Raw genomic sequence first — 19,147 nt, 5'->3', positions numbered from 1 at the left:
CCGTACGTAAATCCGTGAGAGTACCGATGTCTGCCGGGGGTGCTGACCGGGATCCTTTCTGACAACGTTGCCCCTCCATACGTTGCCGAGGTCCCGATGCCCGAGACGAGTTGCCTGCCATTGCGGGGCAGCACCGACTGGTGGCGAAGCGCTGTCATCTACCAGGTGTACGTGCGCAGTTTCGCCGACTCCAACGGTGACGGCATCGGGGACCTCGACGGTGTCCGGGCCCGGCTCCCGTACCTGCGCAGCCTGGGCGTGGACGGCCTCTGGCTCAACCCGTTCTACCCCTCACCTCAGCACGATCACGGGTACGACGTCGCCGACTATCGCGGCGTGCACCCAGAGTACGGAACGCTGGAGTCGTTCGACCGGCTGATTCTGGACGCCCACCGGCTCGACCTCAAGGTGATCGTCGACGTCGTACCGAATCACTGCTCGATCGAGCATCCGTGGTTCCTGGAGGCGCTCGCGGCCGGTCCCGGCAGCCCGGAGCGGGCGCGTTTTCACTTCGCCGCCGGCCGGGGCGACCAGCCGCCGAACAACTGGCGGTCGATCTTCGGCGGTTCCGCGTGGCAGCAGGTGCCGGACGGCGAGTGGTACCTGCACACGTTCGCGGCCGAGCAGCCCGACTTCAACTGGCGGCACCCGGACGTCGAGCAGGCCTTCGAAGAGGTCCTGCGGTTCTGGTTCGACCGCGGCGTGGACGGGCTGCGGATCGACGTCGCGCACGGGCTGCACAAGGCCGACGGACTGCCGGACCACGAGTACGCCGACCACGACGAGCTGACCGGGGACCCGATCAACCCGCACGCCTGGAACCAACCCGAGGTGCACGATGTGTGGCGCAGCTGGCGAGCGATCGCGGAGGAGTACACCCAGGCCACCGGGCGTGAGCGCGTCCTGGTCGGCGAGGTCGGCCTGCTCGACACCGAGCAGCTCGCCCGGTACCAGCGCCCGGACGAGCTGCACCAGACCTTCTTCTTCGAGTTCCTCCGCGCCGCCTGGGACGACCGGTCGCTGTACGACGTGATCGACCGGGGCCTCGAGACGATCGCCGGGTCCGGATCTTCCGTCGCCTGGGTGCTGAACAACCACGACATGCCGAGGTCCGTCACCCGGTATGCCGGCGGTGCGCCTGGCGCCGGACCCGGCGATCTCGAGCTCGGACTGGCCCGGGCCCGGTCGGCCGCTCTGCTGATGCTGGCGCTGCCGGGATCGGCGTACCTCTACCAAGGTGAGGAGCTGGGCCTGCCGGAGGTCACCGACCTGCCGGAGCACGTGCTGACCGACCCGATGTTCCATCGCACCGGCGGCGTCCGCCGCGGCCGGGACGGGTGCCGGGTGCCGCTGCCGTGGAAGGCCGAGCACGACTCCTTCGGTTTCTCACCCGACGGCGGTCCGGGTACGACGTGGCTGCCGCAGCCGGAGTGGTTCGCCGACCACGCGGCAGACCTGCTGCTCGGCAGCGGCGACTCGATGGTGCACCTCTACCGCGAGGCGCTGGCGCTGCGGCACCGGATCCCCGCGCTGGGCTCCGGCGACTTCCGCTGGCTGCCGACGGAGCCCGGCGTACTGGCGTTCACCCGCGGCGACGGCTTCGCCTGCGTGGTCAACTGCACGTCCCGGCCGGTCTGCATGCCGGTCGACGGCATCCTGCTCCTCGCCAGCGACCTCGAGGCCGGCGAGAAGCTGCCCGCCAACTCCGCCGCGTGGATCATGCTGGAGGTCGCGTCGTGATCGCGAGCATGTGGGCCCTGATCCTCATCACCGGCGTGATCGCGATCCTGATGGTGCGCGACGTGGCGCGTGACCTGCGGGACCGCTGATGGAGACCTGTACGCGCCCACTGGCTCTCGGCTACATCCGGGCGGGCGTGCTGATGACAGCCGACGACATCTCTGCGGCGAGAGTGAGCCTGGCGGCGTTCGCCCTGGCCGAAGGACTCGCCCTCGGCACCGTCTACCTCGAACACCCGCACACCGCGCCGGCCGCGTTCGAGGCGTTGCTCGACGAGGTCCGCAGCGACAACGACGTCTGGGCCGTGCTGGTGCCGACGGCCGACCACCAGCCCGACGGCGGTCTGCCGGCGATGAGAAGCCGCCTCGAGCACCACGGAACCGTGCACGTGATGGTCGCGGCACACCCCTAGACCGGCGGGCCTGGCGTCTTGAGGACCCCTGCTCGGCGCCAGGCCCGCCGTTCCATCTCTTCGCCCCCTCCGATCGGAGAGATGGATCCGGCGGCCCGCGACAGCGCTATCCCCCGGGCCCTGTCGCGGGCCGCCGCCTGCCCGGATATCGGGCGGTGGAGCGGTGATCGGAGCGCCGGTTCAGAGACTGTCGGTGGCGCGGATTAGGGTGCTGTAGTCACCCACACTCACGCCCTGGGAGGTCTGCGCAGACATGGCGTCCAGCGACAGTTTCGTGCATCTACACGTGCACACCGAGTACTCCATGCTGGACGGCGCCGCGCGGATCGACGAGTTGTTCAAAACCGCCCAGGAGATGGGCATGCCGGCGATCGCGACCACCGACCACGGGTACGTGTTCGGGGCGTACGAGTTCTGGAAGACGGCGAAGAAGTACGACGTCAAGCCGATCATCGGCGTGGAGGCGTACCTGACACCGCACACCCACCGCAGTGAGCGCAAGCGGGTCAAGTGGGGCGACGCGAACTCGGGTCGCGACGACGTCTCGGGTAGCGGTGCCTACACGCACATGACGCTGCTGGCGAAGAACACGTCCGGTATGCACAACCTGTTCAGGATGAGCTCGCTGGCCAGCCTCGAGGGCTACTACTTCAAGCCCCGGATGGACCGCGAGTTGCTGAACACCTACGGCCAGGGCCTGATCGCGACCACCGGCTGCCCGTCCGGCGAGGTGCAGACCCGGCTCCGCCTCGGGCAGTACAAGGAGGCCGTCGAGGCGGCCGCGGAGTTCCGCGACATCTTCGGCAAGGAGAACTACTACTGCGAGCTGATGGACCACGGCCTCGGCATCGAGCGGGACGTCCAGAAGGACCTGCTCAAGCTGGCCAGGGAGCTCGACCTGCCGCTGGTCGCCACCAACGACCTGCACTACACCAAGCCCGAGGACGCCACCGCGCACGCCGCGCTGCTGTGCGTGCAGTCCGGCTCGACGCTGTCCGACCCGAACCGGTTCAAGTTCGACGCGAACGAGTTCTACGTCAAGACCGCGGCCGAGATGCGGGAGGTCTGGAAGGACCTGCCGGAGGCGTGTGACAACACGCTGCTGATCGCCGAGCAGTGCGACGTCAGCTTCACCGAGGGCGAGGGCCGGTTCATGCCGCGCTTCCCCTGCCCGGAGGGCCACAACGAGGAGTCCTGGTTCGTCGCCGAGGTCGAGACCGGTCTGCACCACCGCTACCCCGACGGCATCCCGGACCACGTCCGCAAGCAGGCCGAGTACGAGATCGAGGTCATCGTCTCGAAGGGGTACGCCGGCTACTTCCTCGTCGTCGCGGACTTCATCAACTGGGCCAAGAAGAACGGCATCCGGGTCGGCCCGGGCCGTGGTTCCGGGGCCGGCTCGATGTGCGCGTACGCGATGAAGATCACCGACCTGGACCCGCTCCAGCACGGCCTGATCTTCGAGCGGTTCCTGAACCCGGAGCGGATGTCGATGCCCGACTTCGACGTCGACTTCGACGACCGCCGCCGCCCCGAGGTGATCCGCTACGTCACCGAGAAGTACGGCGACGACCGGGTCGCGATGATCGTCACCTACGGCACCATCAAGGCCAAGCAGGCGATCAAGGACGCCGGCCGGGTGCTGGACTACCCGTTCGCGATGGGCGACCGGATCACCAAGGCGATGCCGCCGTCGGTGATGGGCAAGGACATCCCGCTGTCCGGCATCTTCGACCCGCAGCACAAGCGGTACTCCGAGGCGACCGAGTTCCGCCAGCTGTACGAGTCCGACCAGGACGTCCGCAAGATCGTTGACACCGCCCGCGGCCTGGAGAACCTGAAACGCCAGTGGGGTGTGCACGCGGCCGGCGTGATCATGTCCAGCGAGCCGCTGATCGACCTGATCCCGATCATGCGCCGTGAGCAGGACGGCCAGATCATCACCCAGTTCGACTACCCGAGCTGCGAGACGCTCGGCCTGGTCAAGATGGACTTCCTGGGCCTGCGCAACCTGACGATCATGGACGACGCGGTCAAGAACGTCGAGGCCAGCCGCGGGATCAAGCTGGACCTGGACGAGCTGGCCAAGACGCTCGACGACAAGCCGACGTACGACCTGCTCGCCCGCGGTGACACGCTCGGTGTGTTCCAGTTCGACGGCGGTCCGATGCGGGCGCTGCTGCGGCTGATGCGGCCGGACAACTTCGAGGACATCTCCGCCGTCGGCGCGCTGTACCGGCCCGGCCCGATGGGTGCCAACAGCCACACCAACTACGCCCTGCGCAAGAACAAGCAGCAGGAGATCAGCTACCCGCACGACGAGCTGGCGGTCGCACTCGAGCCGATCCTGGGGACGACCTACGGTCTGATCGTCTACCAGGAGCAGGTGATGGCGATCGCCCAGCAGCTGGCCGGCTACACGCTCGGCAAAGCGGATCTGCTCCGCCGCGCGATGGGCAAGAAGAAGCGCGAGGTGCTGGACGCGGAGTACGTCGGCTTCTCCGAGGGGATGAAGGCGAACGGCTTCTCCGAGCAGTCGATCAAGGCACTCTGGGACGTGCTGGTCCCGTTCTCCGACTACGCGTTCAACAAGGCGCACTCGGCGGCGTACGGGCTGGTCTCGTACTGGACGGCGTACCTGAAGGCGAACTACCCGGCGGAGTACATGGCCGCCGTCCTGACGTCCGTGAAGGACGACAAGGACAAGATGGCCATCTACCTGAACGAGTGCCGCCGGATGGGCATCAAGGTGCTGCCGCCGGACGTGAACGAGTCGGACTCGAACTTCACCCCGGTCGGCACCGACATCCGCTTCGGCCTGTCCGCGATCCGCAACGTCGGGGTCAACGTGGTGGCCGAGATCGTCGCGGCCCGGGAGGAGAAGGGCCGGTTCACCGACTTCGTCGACTTCATCGACAAGGTGCCGCTGCCGGTCTGCAACAAGCGGGTGATCGAGTCGCTGGCCAAGGCCGGTTCGTTCGACTCGATGGGCCACGCCCGGCGCGCGGTCGTCGCGGTGCACGAGCAGGCGGTCGACGAGGCGATCGACCTGAAGCGGAACGAGGCGCACGGCCAGTTCGACCTGTTCTCGATGGGCCTCCCGGACGACGAGGCGGACGAGGACGGCACAGCCAACAGCCGGCTCACCGTCACGGTGCCCGAGATCGAGGAGTGGGACAAGGCGACCAAGCTCTCGCACGAGCGGGACATGCTCGGTCTCTACGTCTCCGACCACCCGCTGTTCGGTGTCGAGCACGTGCTCACCAACGGCAGCGACTGCACGATCGGTCAGCTGCTCGCCGACGAGGACCGGCCGGACGGCTCCCAGGTCACGATCGGCGGCCTGGTCACCGCCGTCCAGCGGAAGGTGAACAAGCGCGGCGACATCTACGCCATCGTCACCATCGAGGACCTGGAAGGTTCGATCGAGGTGATGATGTTCTCCTCGGCGTACCAGTTGCACGCCCACCTGCTGAGCAACGACGCGATCATCCTGATGAAGGGCCGGCTGCGCCGTCGCGAGGACCGGGTCGAGCTGAGCGGCTCCGAGGTGATCGTGCCGGACCTGACCGAAGGCCCGAGCGGCCCGGTGGTCATCACGATGGCGGTCAACAGGTGTACGCCGCCGGTCGTCGAGCAGCTCCGGGACGTGCTGCAGTCGCACCCGGGGATGACGGAGGTGCAGCTGCGCCTGCAGGCCCGGCAGAAGACGACGGTGATGCGGATCGGCGACCGGTTCCGGGTGACGCCGACCTCGGCGCTGATGGCGGATCTGAAGGCGCTGCTCGGTCCCTCCTGCCTGGCCAGTTGAGGTTTGGTGGAATCAGTGCGGCACACTGTCGAGGTGACGCAACCTCAGTCTGCTCAATCTTCGCCGTACCTGCCCCCGCCATCGGGGGTTCCTTTTGGTACGCCGCCTCCGCCGGAGCCGAAGATGCCCTGGGCGAAGGCGATCGCGGTGACCGTGGTCGTGTTCCTGGTCGCCGGTGTGGTGGCCGGGTGGGCGTGGCAGCAGTTCTCGCCGCTGGCGCAGTACACCGTGGACGAGAACGGCGGCGCGCTGGGGGAGGAGCAGATGACTCGGGTGTTCGGGCCGGACGGCACCTTCACCGCGATCGGGTTCATCACCGCGCTGGTGCTCGGCGCCGCGCTGTTCTTGTGGTTGCGGAACTACGGACCGTGGTCGGTCGGGATCGTCGCGCTGGGGGCGCTGCTCGGCTCCGGTGTCGCCTGGGGCGTGGGCATGCTGCTCGGCCATGAGCCGCTACAGCCCCGGCTGCAGGCCGCCAAACCGGGTGATCTGGTCGCAGCGCCGCTGGAGCTGCACACCTGGACCCCTGCCGCGGCATGGTTGGTCGGTGCGGCGCTGGCGGCCGCGATCATCGCCGCCACGACCTGGCGCAGCGAGCCGGTTGCAACCACATCGCAACCTGGTGCGTCCGAGTCCTCGCCGCAGGTGCACTAGCCTGTCTGGTCGGGTCGATCACGAGACACGACCCTGCCGGTGGGTGAGGCCACTGGACCACATGAGGGAGCATATGTCCGACCAGAACACCCCGCCCAACCCGCAGTACCCGGGCGGTCCGCAGCAGAACCCGAACCAGTACGGCGGTCAGCCGGGCGCACCGCGTCCGCCGATGAATGCCCAGGGCAACCAGCAGGGCCAGTGGCCGCAGCAGGGCCGTCCTGGTCCGGCGCCGCAGGGGCCGCCGCAGTACGGCCAGCCGGGCCAGCCGCAGTACGGGCAGTCTGGCCCGCAGCAGGGACAGCCTGGGCTCCCGGGTCAGTCTGGTCAGGCTGGGCAGCAGTATGGGCAGCCGCCGCGTCGCCCGCAGCAGCCGCGGTACCAGCAGCAGGGTGGGCCGCAGTACGGTCAGCCCGGTGCGGCATCGTACGGGCAGCCGGCTCAGGCCGGTCATGCCGGCGGTCAGTCGTCGTACGAGCAGCTGCACGTCGGTGGGCAGCCGCCGCAGGGGCCCGGGTTCGGGCCGGGGCAGCAGCAGTGGCAGCCGGAGCCGAAGAAGAAGCGCGGCAAGCTGATCCCGATCATCGCGGCGCTGGCCATGGTGCTGGTCGTCGCCGGCGGCGGCATCTTCGCCTACGGCAAGCTGAACGGCGGCAAGCAGCCCGCCGCGGTGCTGCCGGGGAACGCGGTCGCCTACGCCCGCGTCGACCTGAACCCGTCGGCCGGCCAGAAGGTCGCCGCGATCCGGTACCTGCTGAAGTTCCCGTCGGTGAAGGAGAACCTCGGCCTGACCGGCGAGAACGACGACCTGCGGCAGAAGCTGTTCGAGAGCATCAAGAAGTACGCCGGTGACGACCTGGCCGATGTGGACTACGACAAGGACGTCAAGCCGTGGCTCGGCGAACGCGCCGGCCTGGCCGCGCTGCCGCCGGCTGACGGCAAGGACGACCCGGTCGTGGTGGTCGCCATCGAGGTGAAGAACGAGGACGACGCCGCCAAGGGCCTGGACAAGCTGATGGCCAAGGAGAAGAAGAAGCCGGGTCGTGCGTTCAGCAACGGTTACGTGCTGCTCGCCGACGACCAGGCCACCGTCGACCAGGCCGTTGCCACCAGCAAGGACAACCCGCTGGAGAAGAACGCCAAGTTCAGCGCCGACATGGACGCGCTCGGCGAGCAGGGCTTCGCCTCGGTCTGGGCCGACATGAAGGGCCTCGCCGGGATCTCCGGCAAGGTGCAGTCGGAGCAGCTGGCCGGCATCACCGACGCGACCATGGCGGCCGCGCTCCGGTTCGACTCCTCGTACGTCGAGCTGAAAGGCATCGCCCGCGGTGACCAGAGCGTCAAGGTCGACGGCGCCGACGCCGGTGAGCTGATCGGGCAACTGCCCGACACCACGGCCGGTGCGCTCGCGATCTCCGGCGGCGAGAACCTCGTCGACACGATGTGGAAGCAGTTGGAGAAGGCGTCGAACGGCAACCTCGAGGAGCTGACCCAGGAGGTCACCGAGGAGACCGGTCTGACCCTGCCCGACGACCTGAAGAGCCTGCTGGGCAAGAACCTGGCCGTCGCGATCGACAAGGACGCCGGGAACGGCCCGAAGATCGCGGCCCGGATGGAGACCGACCCGGCCAAGGCCGAGCCGGTGGTGGAGAAGCTGACCACGCTGCTGCGTCGCAAGGCGTCCGCGAACATCCCGATCGAGACGGCGAAGGACAACGACTCGCTGGTGGTCGCCACCGACCAGTCGTACGCCGAGCAGGTCTTGAAGGGCGGCAACCTCGGCGGCACCGAGAACTTCAAGCAGGCCCTGCCCGACACCAAGGGCGCGGTGACGATCGGCTACGTCGACTTCGAGGCGGCCGGCTCGCTGAGCGAGCGGTTCAGCTCCGAGAAGGACCTGGCCGCACTCCGCTCCGCCGGCTACGTCGTCCGCTCCACCGGCAACGGCGAGGCCGAGTTCAGCCTCCGGGTGGTCGCGAAGTAGTTGCTCTCACGAAGCCCCGGACGGCATTGCTGTAGCCGTCCGGGGCTTCGCTGTCTCAACATCTTGGGAATTCGTCGCGCGCTGATGTCGAAATCGGGGTGGCGGTCTCTACCTCGTGGTGAAAGGACCCACCACCAGGAGGTAGAGATGAACCACTTCATTGGCATCCGGACCATCGGCGTACCGGTCCGTGACCAGGACCGGGCGGTCGCGTTCTACGCCGCGACGCTCGGGTTCGAGCTGGTGATGGACGCGCCGCTGCCGCAGATCGGCGGCCGCTGGATCGTGGTTGCCCCGCCCGGCGCGGCGACGAACCTCGCGCTCACGCCCGCTTCGAATGACGGCCCGGTCGACACCGGCGTACGCCTGGTCACGGCGGATTCCGTCGCGGCGCACGAGCATCTGTCCAAGGAGGGTGTGGACACCGACGAGCTGATCACCTGGCCGGGCGTGCCACCGATGTTCACCTTCCGCGACCAGGACGGCAACACGCTGTACGTCGTACAGGAGTGATCAGCTGGGGAACGGCACGCCGGTGAGCGAGCCGCAGACCTCGAGGAACGCGTCCTGGACCTCGGGGTCCGAGGCCGCCGGGTGCGTCGCGTGCGGGCGGAGGTGGTAGTAGTACCCACCGCTGGGTGTGGTCGGGGCCGTGGCCAGCCAGACCTGGGTGAGGTGCGCCTGGCTGATATCGCCGGGCGCACCCCGGCCGCCCATCTTGGTCGGCACCCAGCCCGGGTCGACGGCATTCGACAGTACGCCGGGCCACAGTCGCGCGTCCGCGAACGTGAGGATCACGTTGTGCAGCTTCGAGTCGGAGTACGCCCGCGATCCACTCCACCGCCGCCGTACCCACTGCAGATCGTCCAGTACGACGTCGCCGCTCTCGTGCATGCCGGAACTCAGGTAGACCAACCGCTCCGGACGGTCCATCAGCGCAGTGAGCAGGTACGGCGCCAAGGCGTTGATCGCGAACACATGCTCGAGCCCGTCGACGGTCTCGATCCGCGGTTCCTGATAGCCGACCGCCGCGTTGTGGATCACGACGTCGAACCGGCCGGACTCGTTCGCCTGCCGAGCCAGCTCACGCGTCTCGGCAATGCTGGCGAGGTCGCCGATCAGCACGCCGGCGGCCTTCGGTAACGCACCCAGGGCATCGTCGCCACGCCTCTCGTTCCGCGCGTGCAGAACGACCTCATGCCCCTGGTCGATCAGCTCACCCGCCACCAGCTGCCCCAGACCGTCAGCAGAACCAGTCACCAGAATCCGTGCCATGGTGCCCACTCTGCCAGGTCACGCGAGCACGTGGCCGCCGTCGACACTGATGATGGCACCGGTCGCGAACCCCTGGTTCATCAGGTAGACGTAGGCGGCGGCGATGTCGGACGGTTCACCCACCCGGCCCACCGGTAGCGTCTTGGCCGTCTCTTCGTAAAGCATCTCAGGCGACAGGCCGGACCACAGAGGTGTCCGGACCACTCCGGGCTTGACGGCGTTGACGCGCAGCGGCGCGAGCTCGACCGCGAGGGCGCGCACGAGGGCGTCCACCGCACCACAGATGCTCGCGGCGACCGACCAGCCCGGCCCGGGACGATCGGCGGCCGCTCCGGTCGTCAGTACGACGGAACCACCCGGGCGGATCCGCGGTGCCGCGGCGCTGACCGCACCGAGGGCGCCGAAGTAGCGGAGCTCGAACGCCTGCCGGGCGCGGGCCAGCTCTATCGACTCGACCTCGAGCAGTGTCAGCGGTTCGCCGGCCGTGAAGACGAGGTGGTCGAAGGGCTCGAGACCGTCGAAGAAGGCCTTGACCGCCCCGGCGTCGGTCAGGTCCACGGCGTCACCGGTCGCCGACGGCGGCAGGGTTTCGAGGACGCGCTTCACCGACTCTGGGTTGCTGGAGGCAACAATTACGGTGGCGCCCTCGGCCGCGGCGAGCTGGGCGGTCGCCAGGCCGATACCCGACGTACCACCGAGAACGACGACGCGCTGGTCCTGCAGAGTCATGACGAACTGCCTTTCGTGGTGGGGATCTCGCGTCCACGATGCGTCCGTACGGCCGCTGCGGTCCAAGACCTGTTTCGGCGGCTGTAATACCCTGAAGGTATTATGGACGTCGACCTCCGCAAGCTCCGGTACTTCGTCGCGGTCGCCGAGGAGTTGCACTTCGGCCGGGCGGCCGATCGCCTGCACATCGCGCAGCCGGTGCTGTCCCGGCAGATCCGTGCGCTGGAGGACGAGCTCAAGGTTCAGCTGTTCGCCCGCACCAAGCGGTCCACCGAGCTGACCTCGGCCGGCCGGCAGTTGCTCGACGACGCCCGGCCACTGCTCGCCTCCGCCGAGGCGATGCGGCGGCGGGTGGTACAGGCGTCCCGGGGGCCGCAGACGTTCACCATCGGCTTCATGCCCGGCCTCACCGTCACCCCAGCCGTCCGGGCGTTCGGCGCCGTACATCCCGCTGTCGAGGTCGAGTTGATCCGGACGACCTGGATCGACCAGGTGGAGGTGCTGCGCGACGGCCGGGTCGACGTCAGCCTCGTCCGGCTGCCGATACCGCAGGAGGGGTTGAGTATCCGCCCGCTGTTCGAGGAGCCGCGGGTCGCGATGCTCCCGGCCGACCACCGGCTGGCCGGCAAGCCCGCCATCGACATCGCCGATCTCGCCGGCGAGCACCTGCTGCAGCCGCCGGACGCCGTACCGGAGTGGCGGGACATCGCGCGGGAACTGCGCACCGGCAAGGCCAAGCCGGTGCCGGAGATGCGCAGTGTCGAGGAGAAGCTGGAGCATGTCGCGGCCGGGCGCGGCGTGTCGATCATTCCGCTGTCGGTGGCGGTCTTCTACCAGCGTGCAGACGTGACCGCCGTACCGGTGAACGACATCGCCGCCAACAAAGTCTGCCTGGCCTGGATCGCGTCCCGGCGGTCCCGCCTGATCTACGACTTCGCAGATCTCGCCGTCACCGTCGACTGGACACCGCCGCGGTGAACTCCGGTGGTGGGACCATCGGCAGATGAACAGGTGGGGGATCGCCGCGGTGCTCGTGCTCGCACTGGCCGGATGTGGTGCCGGCGGCGGGGAGGCGCCCGCGGTCACACCGGCGCCGGCGCAGAGTTTCCCCGAGCCGGGCGCGGCGCCGCTGGACGCCGCGAAGGCGGAGACGCTGCAAGCCGTGCTGGGCAAGATTGTCAGCCGGTACGCCGCGAACCCGGACGACGAGTCCGCGTCGCGGGGTGCGACGGCGGCCGTGGTCACCGATCAGTGGACCTGGTCCGGCGCGGCCGGGCGCGACGCTGTTGGTACGACGATCGGCCCGACGACGAGCATGGGCGTCGCCAGCATCACCAAGACGTTCGTCGCGGCCGAAGTGATGCTGCTCGCCAAGGCCGGGCAGGTGGACCTGGACGCACCGGTATCGACGTACGTGAAGAACAAGCTCACCGCCAACGACGCGACTGTGCGACAGCACTTGTCGATGCTGTCCGGCGTACCGAACTACCTGGCCGCCGACTACGGCCGGATGGACACCGCGATCAAGGCGGCGCCGGCCAGGCACTTCACACCCGAGCAGGCGTTGGCGTACCACACGGCGCCGATCGGGCAACCGGGCGGCACGTACGACTACAGCAACCCCAATTACGTGGTCCTCGGCCGGCTGATCGAGAAGATCACCGGCCGGCCGCTGTCGACGGTGCTCCGGACGGAACTGGCCGATCCCGCCGGTCTGCGGCGGGCCGCGTTCCAGGACGGCGAGAAACCGCAGCCGCCGGTCGTCGGCGACGCGAATCCCGTGTGTGGCAAGGCGGATGACGGCTACCTGCCCTGCCGGGCGATCGCGAGCCTGTCCGCCGCGAACGGTGGACTCGCGGCGGACGCACCGACGGTCGCGCGTTGGGGCTACCAGTTGTACGGCGGCCGCGTGGTCCCGGCCGAGCTGGTCAGCCAGATGACGAAGGGCGACGGGGAGTACGGCCTGGGCACGATGCTGTTCACCCAGCGCTTCGGTATCGGTACGGCGGTAGGGCACCGTGGGGTGATGCCCGACTACACCAGCCTCCTGGTCGTCGTACCGGAGAAGAAGATGTCCGTCGCCCTCCTCCTTGCCGACGGCAACAAACAGATCGACACCGCGATGACCGAGCTGACCGCGGCCCTTCAGCCCCTGCTCAGCTAGCGGGCTTGCCGCCGACGACTCAGCAAGGCGTCTGCGATCAGCGGGTTCCAACAGACCAAAGACGCGTCGGAACCGTCGCGAAGTCACCCAGCTGATCGGCTCAGCGACGGACGCGGTAGCGGATGTGCGTCGCGGCCGGGGTGTCGATCACGCGAACGATGTCCAGCTCGATCCGATCCGGCAGTACGTCGAACAACCGGCGTCCCTGGCCGAACAGGACCGGGACCTGGTCGATCTGCAACTCGTCCAGCACGCCGGCTTCGAGTGCCCGCTGCGCGGTGTATGCACCGTGGACCAGGACGTCCTTGTCTCCGGCCGCCGCCTTCGCCTGGGCCATCGCGCTCTCGATGTCGGTCGCGAAGGTCACGGCCGGGTACTTCGCCGCCGCGGCCGGCGCCGGATCCTGAGTGAACACGAAGAGCGGCGCACCGTGATGGTCACCGCCGTAGTAGTCGACCTGCTCCGCGGTCCGCCGCCCGACCAGCACCGCGCCGGTCGCGTTCAGCTCGTCCCAGATGACCCCGGCCGGCCCCTCCGGCTTGCCGAACTCCCCGTCCGCGCGCTCGTACCACTTGTGCAACCGCATGAAGCCGTCGCCGCCCGGGTTGCCCGGTACGTCGTTCGGGCCCGCGATGAAGCCGTCGAGGGACATCGACATCAACAGCACCGATGAAGACATGAGCCTGCTCCTTCAGTCCGTCGGCGCGGCCGTTCCGCGCTCCGTACCTTCCCGTCGAAGCAGGCCGACCCGGATCGACACCTTCGCCTAGTCTTCGTCCAGAGCCGCCAGCACGCCCTCGCCGTACTTGGCCAGCTTGTTCTCGCCGACGCCGCTGATCCGGCCGAGCTCGGCCAGGCTGCCCGGGAGGTCGGTGGCGATCTGGCGCAGCGTCGCGTCGTGGAAGATGACGTACGCCGGGACGCCCTGCTCCTTGGCGACACCGGCCCGCCAGGCCCGCAGCCGTTCGAAGATCGGGGCCGCCTCGGGGGAGAGGTCCGCGGCGGCCTTCTTGCCTGCGGAGGACCTGCTCTTCGTGCGCACCCGCTCCGGCTCGCGGCGCATCATCACCTCGCGCCGGCGGCCGAGCACCTCGCCGCTCTCCTCGGTGAGCACGAGGGTGCCGTAATCGCCCTCGACCGTGAGCAGCCGCTGGGCGAGCAACTGCCGGACGACACCGCGCCACTCGGAATCGGTCAGCTCGGTGCCGATCCCGAACACGGTCAACTGGTCGTGCCGGAACTGCTTGACCTTGTCGGTCTCCTTACCGAGCAGGATGTCGATCAGCTGGCCGGCGCCGAACTTCTGCCCGCGCTCGTGCTGCAGCCGATAGACCGCCGACAGCAGCTTCTGCGCCGCGATCGTGCCGTCCCACGACTCCGGCGGGGTCAAACAGGTGTCGCAGTTGCCACAGGGGTCGCCGTGCTGACCGAAGTACGCGAGCAACTGCGACCGGCGGCACTCCACGGTCTCGCACAGCGCCAGCATCGCGTCGAGATGCGTGCTCAGGCGGCGCCGATGCGCGAGATCTCCCTCGGACGTGTCGATCATCTTGCGCTGCTGGACGACGTCCTGCAGCCCGTAGGCGAGCCATGCGGTCGACGGCAGCCCGTCCCGCCCGGCGCGACCGGTCTCCTGGTAGTACCCCTCGACCGACTTCGGCAGGTCGAGATGGGCGACGAAGCGCACGTCCGGCTTGTCGATCCCCATCCCGAACGCGATCGTCGCGACCACGACCAGGCCGTCCTCGCGCAGGAATCTGGCCTGGTTCGCCGCACGGGTGCGACTGTCCAGACCCGCGTGGTACGGCACGGCCTCGATACCGTTCCTGGTCAGGAAGTCCGCCGTCTTCTCGACACTGTTGCGGGACAGGCAGTAGACGATGCCGGCGTCGCCGGCATGCTCGGTGCGCAGCAGGTCGAGCAGTTGCCGCTGCGGGTTGTCCTTCGGGACGATCCGGTACTGGATGTTCGGCCGGTCGAAGCTGGCGACGAAGTGCTTCGCGTCGGTCAGCTTCAGCCGGGTCGCGATCTCCCGGTGCGTCGCCTCGGTCGCCGTCGCGGTGAGCGCGATCCGCGGTACGTCGGGCCAGCGCTCGTGCAGCTCCGACAACATCAGGTAGTCGGGCCGGAAGTCGTGGCCCCACTGGGACACGCAGTGCGCCTCGTCGATCGCGAACAGCGCGATCTTGCCCTGGTCGAGCAACCGCACCGTCGCCTCGACCCGGAGCCGCTCGGGCGCGAGGTAGAGCAGATCCAGCTCACCGGCCAGGAACGCCTGCTCCACCTCACGGCGCTGCTCGAAGTCCTGGGTGGAGTTCAGGAATCCGGCCCGCACCCCGAGCGCCGTCAGCGCGTCCACCTGGTCCTGCATCAGCGCGATCAACGGCGAGATCACCACACCCACACCGGATCTGACCAGCGCGGGGATCTGGTAGCACAACGACTTCCCGCCGCCGGTCGGCATCAGCACCAGCGCGTCCCCACCCGCCACGACGGTGTCGATGATGTCGGCCTGCTCACCGCGGAAGGCGTCGTACCCGAACACCCGGCGAAGCACCTGCAGTGCTTCGCCGGCGGATTCGTCCAGGACTACGGCTGTCTCGGTCACCCGGCGATTCTAGTGAGATTCACGAGACGGCGAAGGGTGCCGAGCGGGGACCTGTGGATTACTCGGTGATCTCACCGCGATAGGTGCCGACACTCCACAGGTTGCCCTCCTGGTCCTTCACGGTGAAACCGCGCGACCCGTAGTCCTCGTCCCGCAGCCCACGAACGACGACCGCGCCCGCGGCGATCGCCTTGGCCAGCAACGGGTCCGGGTCGTCCTCGACGACGAGATACACCGACTGCGGGTGGTCGGCCAGCGAGGAGAAGTCGTCCGGCTCCTCCTTGCGGCCGGTCGAGCTGACCATCACGCCGCCACCGGCCGGCCAGGCCAGCTCGCAGTGCGCGATCGATCCTTCCGCCTCACCGGCGTACAGGCAGACCTGGGTGAAGCCCAGTCCTTCGGCGAGGAACTTCAGGGCCGCCTGGCCGTCGCGGTACACCAGGGTCGGCCAGACCCCGATGACGATCTTGTTCTCGGTTGTGGTGTTCATACCTCCGACTGTGCGGCAGCAGTCAGTGGTACGTCTTGAAGGTTTGGGAAGAGCTCCTCGGCGATCCACTGCCGCGGCGAGCAGCCCGCGATCGCGTGCCACTCCCGGGTCAGGTGAGCCTGGTCGGCGTACCCGAGCTCGGCCGACAGGTCCGCCAGCTTGGCGTTCGGGTCCTGCCTGAGCCGCCCGACCGCCTGCTCGAACCGCATCACCCGGGCGGCCACCTTCGGACCCAGCCCGAACTCGGTGGTGAACCGGTCGGTCAGATACCGCCGGCTCCACCCGACCTCCGCGGCCAGATCCTGTACGCCGATACCGCCGGCCGTCTCGCGGAGTCGACGCCACGCCCAGCCGACCTCGGCCCGCGTCTCCGCGGCAGGTGGGTCGGCCCACTGCCCGAGCAGCAGGGTTTCCAGCAGGTCGAAGCGGTGGACCCACGTCGGCGCTTCGCGCAGGCGCTCGGTCAGAACCCGTGCCGGCGTGCCGAGGACGTCGTCGAGCCCCACCACGGTCGAGGCGAGCTCGCCGGGTGGCAGGCCGAGCAGAGCGCGCGAGGCCGCGGGGGTGAGGCCGAGTTGAATGCCGGAACGATTGGGGGACTCGCTGATGTGCACAGCGGTGGAGTGCAGGCCGCCGATCAGGGTGTCGAACCTCTGGACGGGGGAGTCCGGCCAGGCGACCCCCAGCGGGTCGTCCAGGGTGATGACGAGGGTCAGGTACTGCGACGGCAGGCCGCGATGGAGAGGCGGCGGCTCACCGTCGTACGCGTAACCGGTGAGATCGGCGACGTACGGGCGCAGGGCGGGGTGCACCCGCCGCGTGTGGAGCTCGAACCCCGCCATGTTCACCAGGCTAGAACCGGCCGTGGACAGTTTCACGTCCTCCGGAATGCGGGACCCGCGTACCGCCATCTGGACGGGCGTGGCACCATGTAAATCCCCTCCACCCCGGCCCGATCCGGCGGATGAGTTGTCCCACAGCGAGGAGATGTCGTCGTGCCTGCACTGAGGTCCCGTACCGTCACCCACGGCCGCAACATGGCGGGCGCCCGTGCGCTCATGCAGGCCTCCGGGGTAGCCCGGGAGGACTTCGGCAAGCCGATCATCGCGGTGGCGAACAGCTTCACCGAGTTCGTCCCCGGCCACACCCACCTGGCCCCGGTCGGCCGGATCGTGTCCGACGCGATCAAGCAGGCCGGCGGGATCGCGCGCGAGTTCAACACGATCGCCGTCGACGACGGGATCGCGATGGGCCACGGCGGGATGCTCTACAGCCTGCCGTCACGGGACCTGATCGCGGACTCGGTCGAGTACATGGTCGAGGCGCACTGCGCGGACGCCCTGGTGTGCATCTCGAACTGCGACAAGATCACCCCGGGCATGCTGATGGCCGCGCTCCGGCTGAACATCCCGACCGTGTTCGTCTCCGGCGGCCCGATGGAGGCCGGCCGGGCCACGCTGGTCGACGGGACGGTCCGCAAGCTCGACCTGATCGACGCGATGTCCGAGGCGGTGAACGAGAACGTCTCCGACGCCGACATCCTGCGGATCGAGGAGAACGCCTGCCCGACCTGCGGTTCGTGCTCGGGCATGTTCACCGCGAACTCGATGAACTGCCTGACCGAGGCGATCGGGCTGTCGCTGCCCGGCAACGGTTCGGTGCTGGCGACGCACACCGCCCGGCGCGCGTTGTACGAGAAGGCCGGCGAGACCGTCGTACAGATCACCAAGCGGTACTACGACCAGGACGACGCCACTGTGTTGCCGCGGGCGGTCGCATCCAAGGAGGCGTTCGAGAACGCGATGGCCCTGGACATCGCGATGGGCGGGTCGACGAACACGATCCTGCACCTGCTCGCGGCCGCGCAGGAGGCCGAGGCCGGCTTCGACCTGGAGGACATCAACGCGGTCTCGCGCCGGGTGCCGTGCCTGGCCAAGGTCGCGCCGAACGTCGCGCCGGGCGGGACCTACTACATGGAGGATGTCCACCGGGCCGGCGGGATCCCCGCGATCCTCGGCGAGCTGCACCGGGCCGGGCTGCTGAACGAGAACGTCCACACCGTCCACAGCGACTCGATCGACGAGTGGCTGAAGACCTGGGACCTGCGCGGTGGTTCGCCGTCGCCGGAGGCGGTCGAGCTGTGGCACGCGGCGCCGGGGTGCAAGCGGTCGGCGACGGCGTTCTCGCAGTCGGAGCGGTGGGAGACCCTCGACACGGACGCGGCCGGTGGGTGCATCCGGGATCTGGAGCATGCGTACTCCCAGGACGGCGGTCTCGCGGTGCTGACGGGCAACCTGGCCGTCGACGGCTGCGTAGTGAAGACAGCCGGCGTGGACGAGTCGATCTGGACGTTCCAGGGTCCCGCGGTGGTGTGTGAGTCGCAGGAGGAAGCGGTCGAGAAGATCCTCGCCAAGCAGGTCCAGCCGGGTGACGTCGTGGTGATCCGGTACGAGGGCCCGAAGGGCGGTCCGGGCATGCAGGAGATGCTTTACCCGACCTCGTTCCTGAAGGGCCGCGGCCTGGGCAAGGTCTGCGCGCTGGTCACCGACGGCCGTTTCTCCGGCGGCACCTCGGGCCTGTCCATCGGCCACGCCTCACCCGAGGCGGCCTCCGGTGGCACCATCGCCCTGGTCCAGGACGGCGACCAGATCCGCATCGACATCCCCAACCGGTCCATCGACCTGCTGATCTCCGACGAGGAGCTCGACGTACGCCGTGCCGCGCTGAACGGTGTCTACGCCCCGCGGTCGCGCGACCGCAAGGTCTCGCAGGCGCTGCGTGCGTACGCCGCGATGGCGACCAGCGCCGACAAGGGCGCCGTACGGGATGTCAGCAAACTCGGCTGACCGGGTCAGGGCTCAGGACGTCGGCGTGGTTCCGGGCGGCCGGAACGTCGGTGTGGTTCCGCGGGCTCCGCTGCGTGATGGTGCTAGTCGGTGTGGCGTGCGTCAAGGGCGCCTGCGGCGTCCCTGCGGGATCTTCGACCCTTGACCCACGCCACACCGACCAGGGAAGGACGCAGCTACGCGGATCCCGCGCAGAGGTCTGATCCGGGTGGTGGGATGCCTTTGAGTAAAGGGGACCCCGGGTGGGTGTCGCCGGGTCCGGGTGACTTGGTTCGGGGAGGGTTTTACCCCCGTATCGGTGTAATACCCTCCCCAAATCACCGCGACAGCCCCGTCCCGCCCCGAAATCCCGGCATCCGGACGAAACCAGCCACCATCCGGGCACACCACCGCGACACCGCTCCCGGCACCTCCTCAGAGGCGTGCATTTTGAG

15 protein-coding genes are annotated in these 19,147 nt (G+C 68.7%); 9 read left to right on the top strand and 6 right to left on the bottom strand.

The window, feature by feature from the left end:
• The first annotated feature begins 96 nt into the window (after positions 1-96).
• From AB0F43_RS01780 to AB0F43_RS01755, 6 genes are all read left to right on the top strand, one after another.
• Complete coding sequence (locus AB0F43_RS01780) at positions 97-1,740, top strand: glycoside hydrolase family 13 protein (RefSeq protein ID WP_360469187.1); 1,644 nt, start codon at positions 97-99, stop codon at positions 1,738-1,740.
• An 88-nt stretch (positions 1,741-1,828) separates the two neighbouring features.
• A complete protein-coding gene (locus AB0F43_RS01775) occupies positions 1,829-2,152 on the top strand; it encodes a hypothetical protein (RefSeq protein ID WP_360469184.1) in 324 nt (107 codons plus the stop codon).
• 253 nt (positions 2,153-2,405) lie between these two features.
• Complete coding sequence (gene dnaE, locus AB0F43_RS01770) at positions 2,406-5,963, top strand: DNA polymerase III subunit alpha (protein WP_360469182.1); 3,558 nt, start codon at positions 2,406-2,408, stop codon at positions 5,961-5,963.
• Between the two features lie 123 nt (positions 5,964-6,086).
• Complete coding sequence (locus tag AB0F43_RS01765; protein WP_360469180.1) at positions 6,087-6,617, top strand: hypothetical protein; 531 nt, start codon at positions 6,087-6,089, stop codon at positions 6,615-6,617.
• Positions 6,618-6,678: 61 nt separating this feature from the next.
• Entirely contained in the window at positions 6,679-8,601 is a 1,923-nt protein-coding gene (locus AB0F43_RS01760; protein ID WP_360469177.1) for a DUF3352 domain-containing protein, read from the top strand.
• 147 nt (positions 8,602-8,748) lie between these two features.
• The gene (locus AB0F43_RS01755; RefSeq protein ID WP_360469175.1) at positions 8,749-9,114 is read left to right on the top strand and encodes a VOC family protein; all 366 of its coding nucleotides are present in this window, start codon (positions 8,749-8,751) and stop codon (positions 9,112-9,114) included.
• Here AB0F43_RS01755 and AB0F43_RS01750 read toward each other — a convergent pair whose 3' ends face one another.
• Positions 9,115-9,876, bottom strand: a complete 762-nt coding sequence (locus tag AB0F43_RS01750) for an SDR family NAD(P)-dependent oxidoreductase (RefSeq protein ID WP_360469172.1) — start codon at positions 9,874-9,876, stop codon at positions 9,115-9,117.
• An 18-nt stretch (positions 9,877-9,894) separates the two neighbouring features.
• A complete protein-coding gene (locus AB0F43_RS01745; RefSeq protein WP_360469170.1) occupies positions 9,895-10,605 on the bottom strand; it encodes an SDR family oxidoreductase in 711 nt (236 codons plus the stop codon).
• 102 nt (positions 10,606-10,707) lie between these two features.
• Between AB0F43_RS01745 and AB0F43_RS01740 the strand changes: the two genes are divergently transcribed.
• Both AB0F43_RS01740 and AB0F43_RS01735 read left to right on the top strand, forming a co-directional pair.
• Positions 10,708-11,583, top strand: coding sequence for a LysR substrate-binding domain-containing protein (locus tag AB0F43_RS01740; protein WP_360469168.1), 876 nt, complete (start codon positions 10,708-10,710; stop codon positions 11,581-11,583).
• A 25-nt stretch (positions 11,584-11,608) separates the two neighbouring features.
• Positions 11,609-12,769 (top strand): serine hydrolase domain-containing protein, encoded by a 1,161-nt coding sequence (locus tag AB0F43_RS01735; protein WP_360469165.1) that lies wholly within the window; start codon positions 11,609-11,611, stop codon positions 12,767-12,769.
• A 100-nt stretch (positions 12,770-12,869) separates the two neighbouring features.
• Here the strand turns inward: AB0F43_RS01735 and AB0F43_RS01730 are convergent, their stop codons facing one another.
• From AB0F43_RS01730 to AB0F43_RS01715, 4 genes are all read right to left on the bottom strand, one after another.
• A complete protein-coding gene (locus tag AB0F43_RS01730; protein ID WP_360469162.1) occupies positions 12,870-13,448 on the bottom strand; it encodes a dihydrofolate reductase family protein in 579 nt (192 codons plus the stop codon).
• 87 nt (positions 13,449-13,535) lie between these two features.
• Positions 13,536-15,377 carry a DNA helicase RecQ gene (recQ, locus tag AB0F43_RS01725; protein WP_360469160.1) on the bottom strand — a complete coding sequence of 614 codons (1,842 nt, stop codon included), beginning with the start codon at positions 15,375-15,377 and terminating at the stop codon, positions 13,536-13,538.
• Between the two features lie 58 nt (positions 15,378-15,435).
• Positions 15,436-15,867, bottom strand: a complete 432-nt coding sequence (locus AB0F43_RS01720; protein ID WP_360469157.1) for a VOC family protein — start codon at positions 15,865-15,867, stop codon at positions 15,436-15,438.
• The gene (locus tag AB0F43_RS01715; RefSeq protein ID WP_360469155.1) at positions 15,864-16,709 is read right to left on the bottom strand and encodes an AraC family transcriptional regulator; all 846 of its coding nucleotides are present in this window, start codon (positions 16,707-16,709) and stop codon (positions 15,864-15,866) included. The genes AB0F43_RS01720 and AB0F43_RS01715 overlap by 4 nt, the downstream gene beginning before the upstream one ends.
• Before the next feature lie 153 nt (positions 16,710-16,862).
• Between AB0F43_RS01715 and ilvD the strand changes: the two genes are divergently transcribed.
• Positions 16,863-18,713: a dihydroxy-acid dehydratase gene (gene ilvD / locus AB0F43_RS01710; protein WP_360469152.1), complete on the top strand. Its 1,851-nt coding sequence runs from the start codon at positions 16,863-16,865 to the stop codon at positions 18,711-18,713.
• The last annotated feature ends 434 nt before the right edge of the window (positions 18,714-19,147 follow it).

Origin of the sequence: Kribbella sp. NPDC023972 (assembly GCF_040639075.1) — a bacterium.
In the GTDB taxonomy this organism is placed as follows: domain Bacteria; phylum Actinomycetota; class Actinomycetes; order Propionibacteriales; family Kribbellaceae; genus Kribbella.
The sequence above is the reverse complement of the archived record's forward strand: the minus strand, read 5'-3'. Positions and strand labels throughout refer to the sequence as shown.

What these genes read in the sequence shown, in the direction of transcription:
- AB0F43_RS01780 (WP_360469187.1), top strand. Translation starts at nt 97, where the DNA reads ATGCCCGAGACGAGTTGCCTGCCATTGCGGGGCAGCACCGACTGGTGG.
- AB0F43_RS01775 (WP_360469184.1), top strand. Translation starts at nt 1,829, where the DNA reads ATGGAGACCTGTACGCGCCCACTGGCTCTCGGCTACATCCGGGCGGGC.
- dnaE (WP_360469182.1), top strand. Translation starts at nt 2,406, where the DNA reads ATGGCGTCCAGCGACAGTTTCGTGCATCTACACGTGCACACCGAGTAC.
- AB0F43_RS01765 (WP_360469180.1), top strand. Translation starts at nt 6,087, where the DNA reads ATGCCCTGGGCGAAGGCGATCGCGGTGACCGTGGTCGTGTTCCTGGTC.
- AB0F43_RS01760 (WP_360469177.1), top strand. Translation starts at nt 6,679, where the DNA reads ATGAGGGAGCATATGTCCGACCAGAACACCCCGCCCAACCCGCAGTAC.
- AB0F43_RS01755 (WP_360469175.1), top strand. Translation starts at nt 8,749, where the DNA reads ATGAACCACTTCATTGGCATCCGGACCATCGGCGTACCGGTCCGTGAC.
- AB0F43_RS01750 (WP_360469172.1), bottom strand. Translation starts at nt 9,876, where the DNA reads ATGGCACGGATTCTGGTGACTGGTTCTGCTGACGGTCTGGGGCAGCTG.
- AB0F43_RS01745 (WP_360469170.1), bottom strand. Translation starts at nt 10,605, where the DNA reads ATGACTCTGCAGGACCAGCGCGTCGTCGTTCTCGGTGGTACGTCGGGT.
- AB0F43_RS01740 (WP_360469168.1), top strand. Translation starts at nt 10,708, where the DNA reads ATGGACGTCGACCTCCGCAAGCTCCGGTACTTCGTCGCGGTCGCCGAG.
- AB0F43_RS01735 (WP_360469165.1), top strand. Translation starts at nt 11,609, where the DNA reads ATGAACAGGTGGGGGATCGCCGCGGTGCTCGTGCTCGCACTGGCCGGA.
- AB0F43_RS01730 (WP_360469162.1), bottom strand. Translation starts at nt 13,448, where the DNA reads ATGTCTTCATCGGTGCTGTTGATGTCGATGTCCCTCGACGGCTTCATC.
- AB0F43_RS01720 (WP_360469157.1), bottom strand. Translation starts at nt 15,867, where the DNA reads ATGAACACCACAACCGAGAACAAGATCGTCATCGGGGTCTGGCCGACC.
- AB0F43_RS01715 (WP_360469155.1), bottom strand. Translation starts at nt 16,709, where the DNA reads ATGGCGGGGTTCGAGCTCCACACGCGGCGGGTGCACCCCGCCCTGCGC.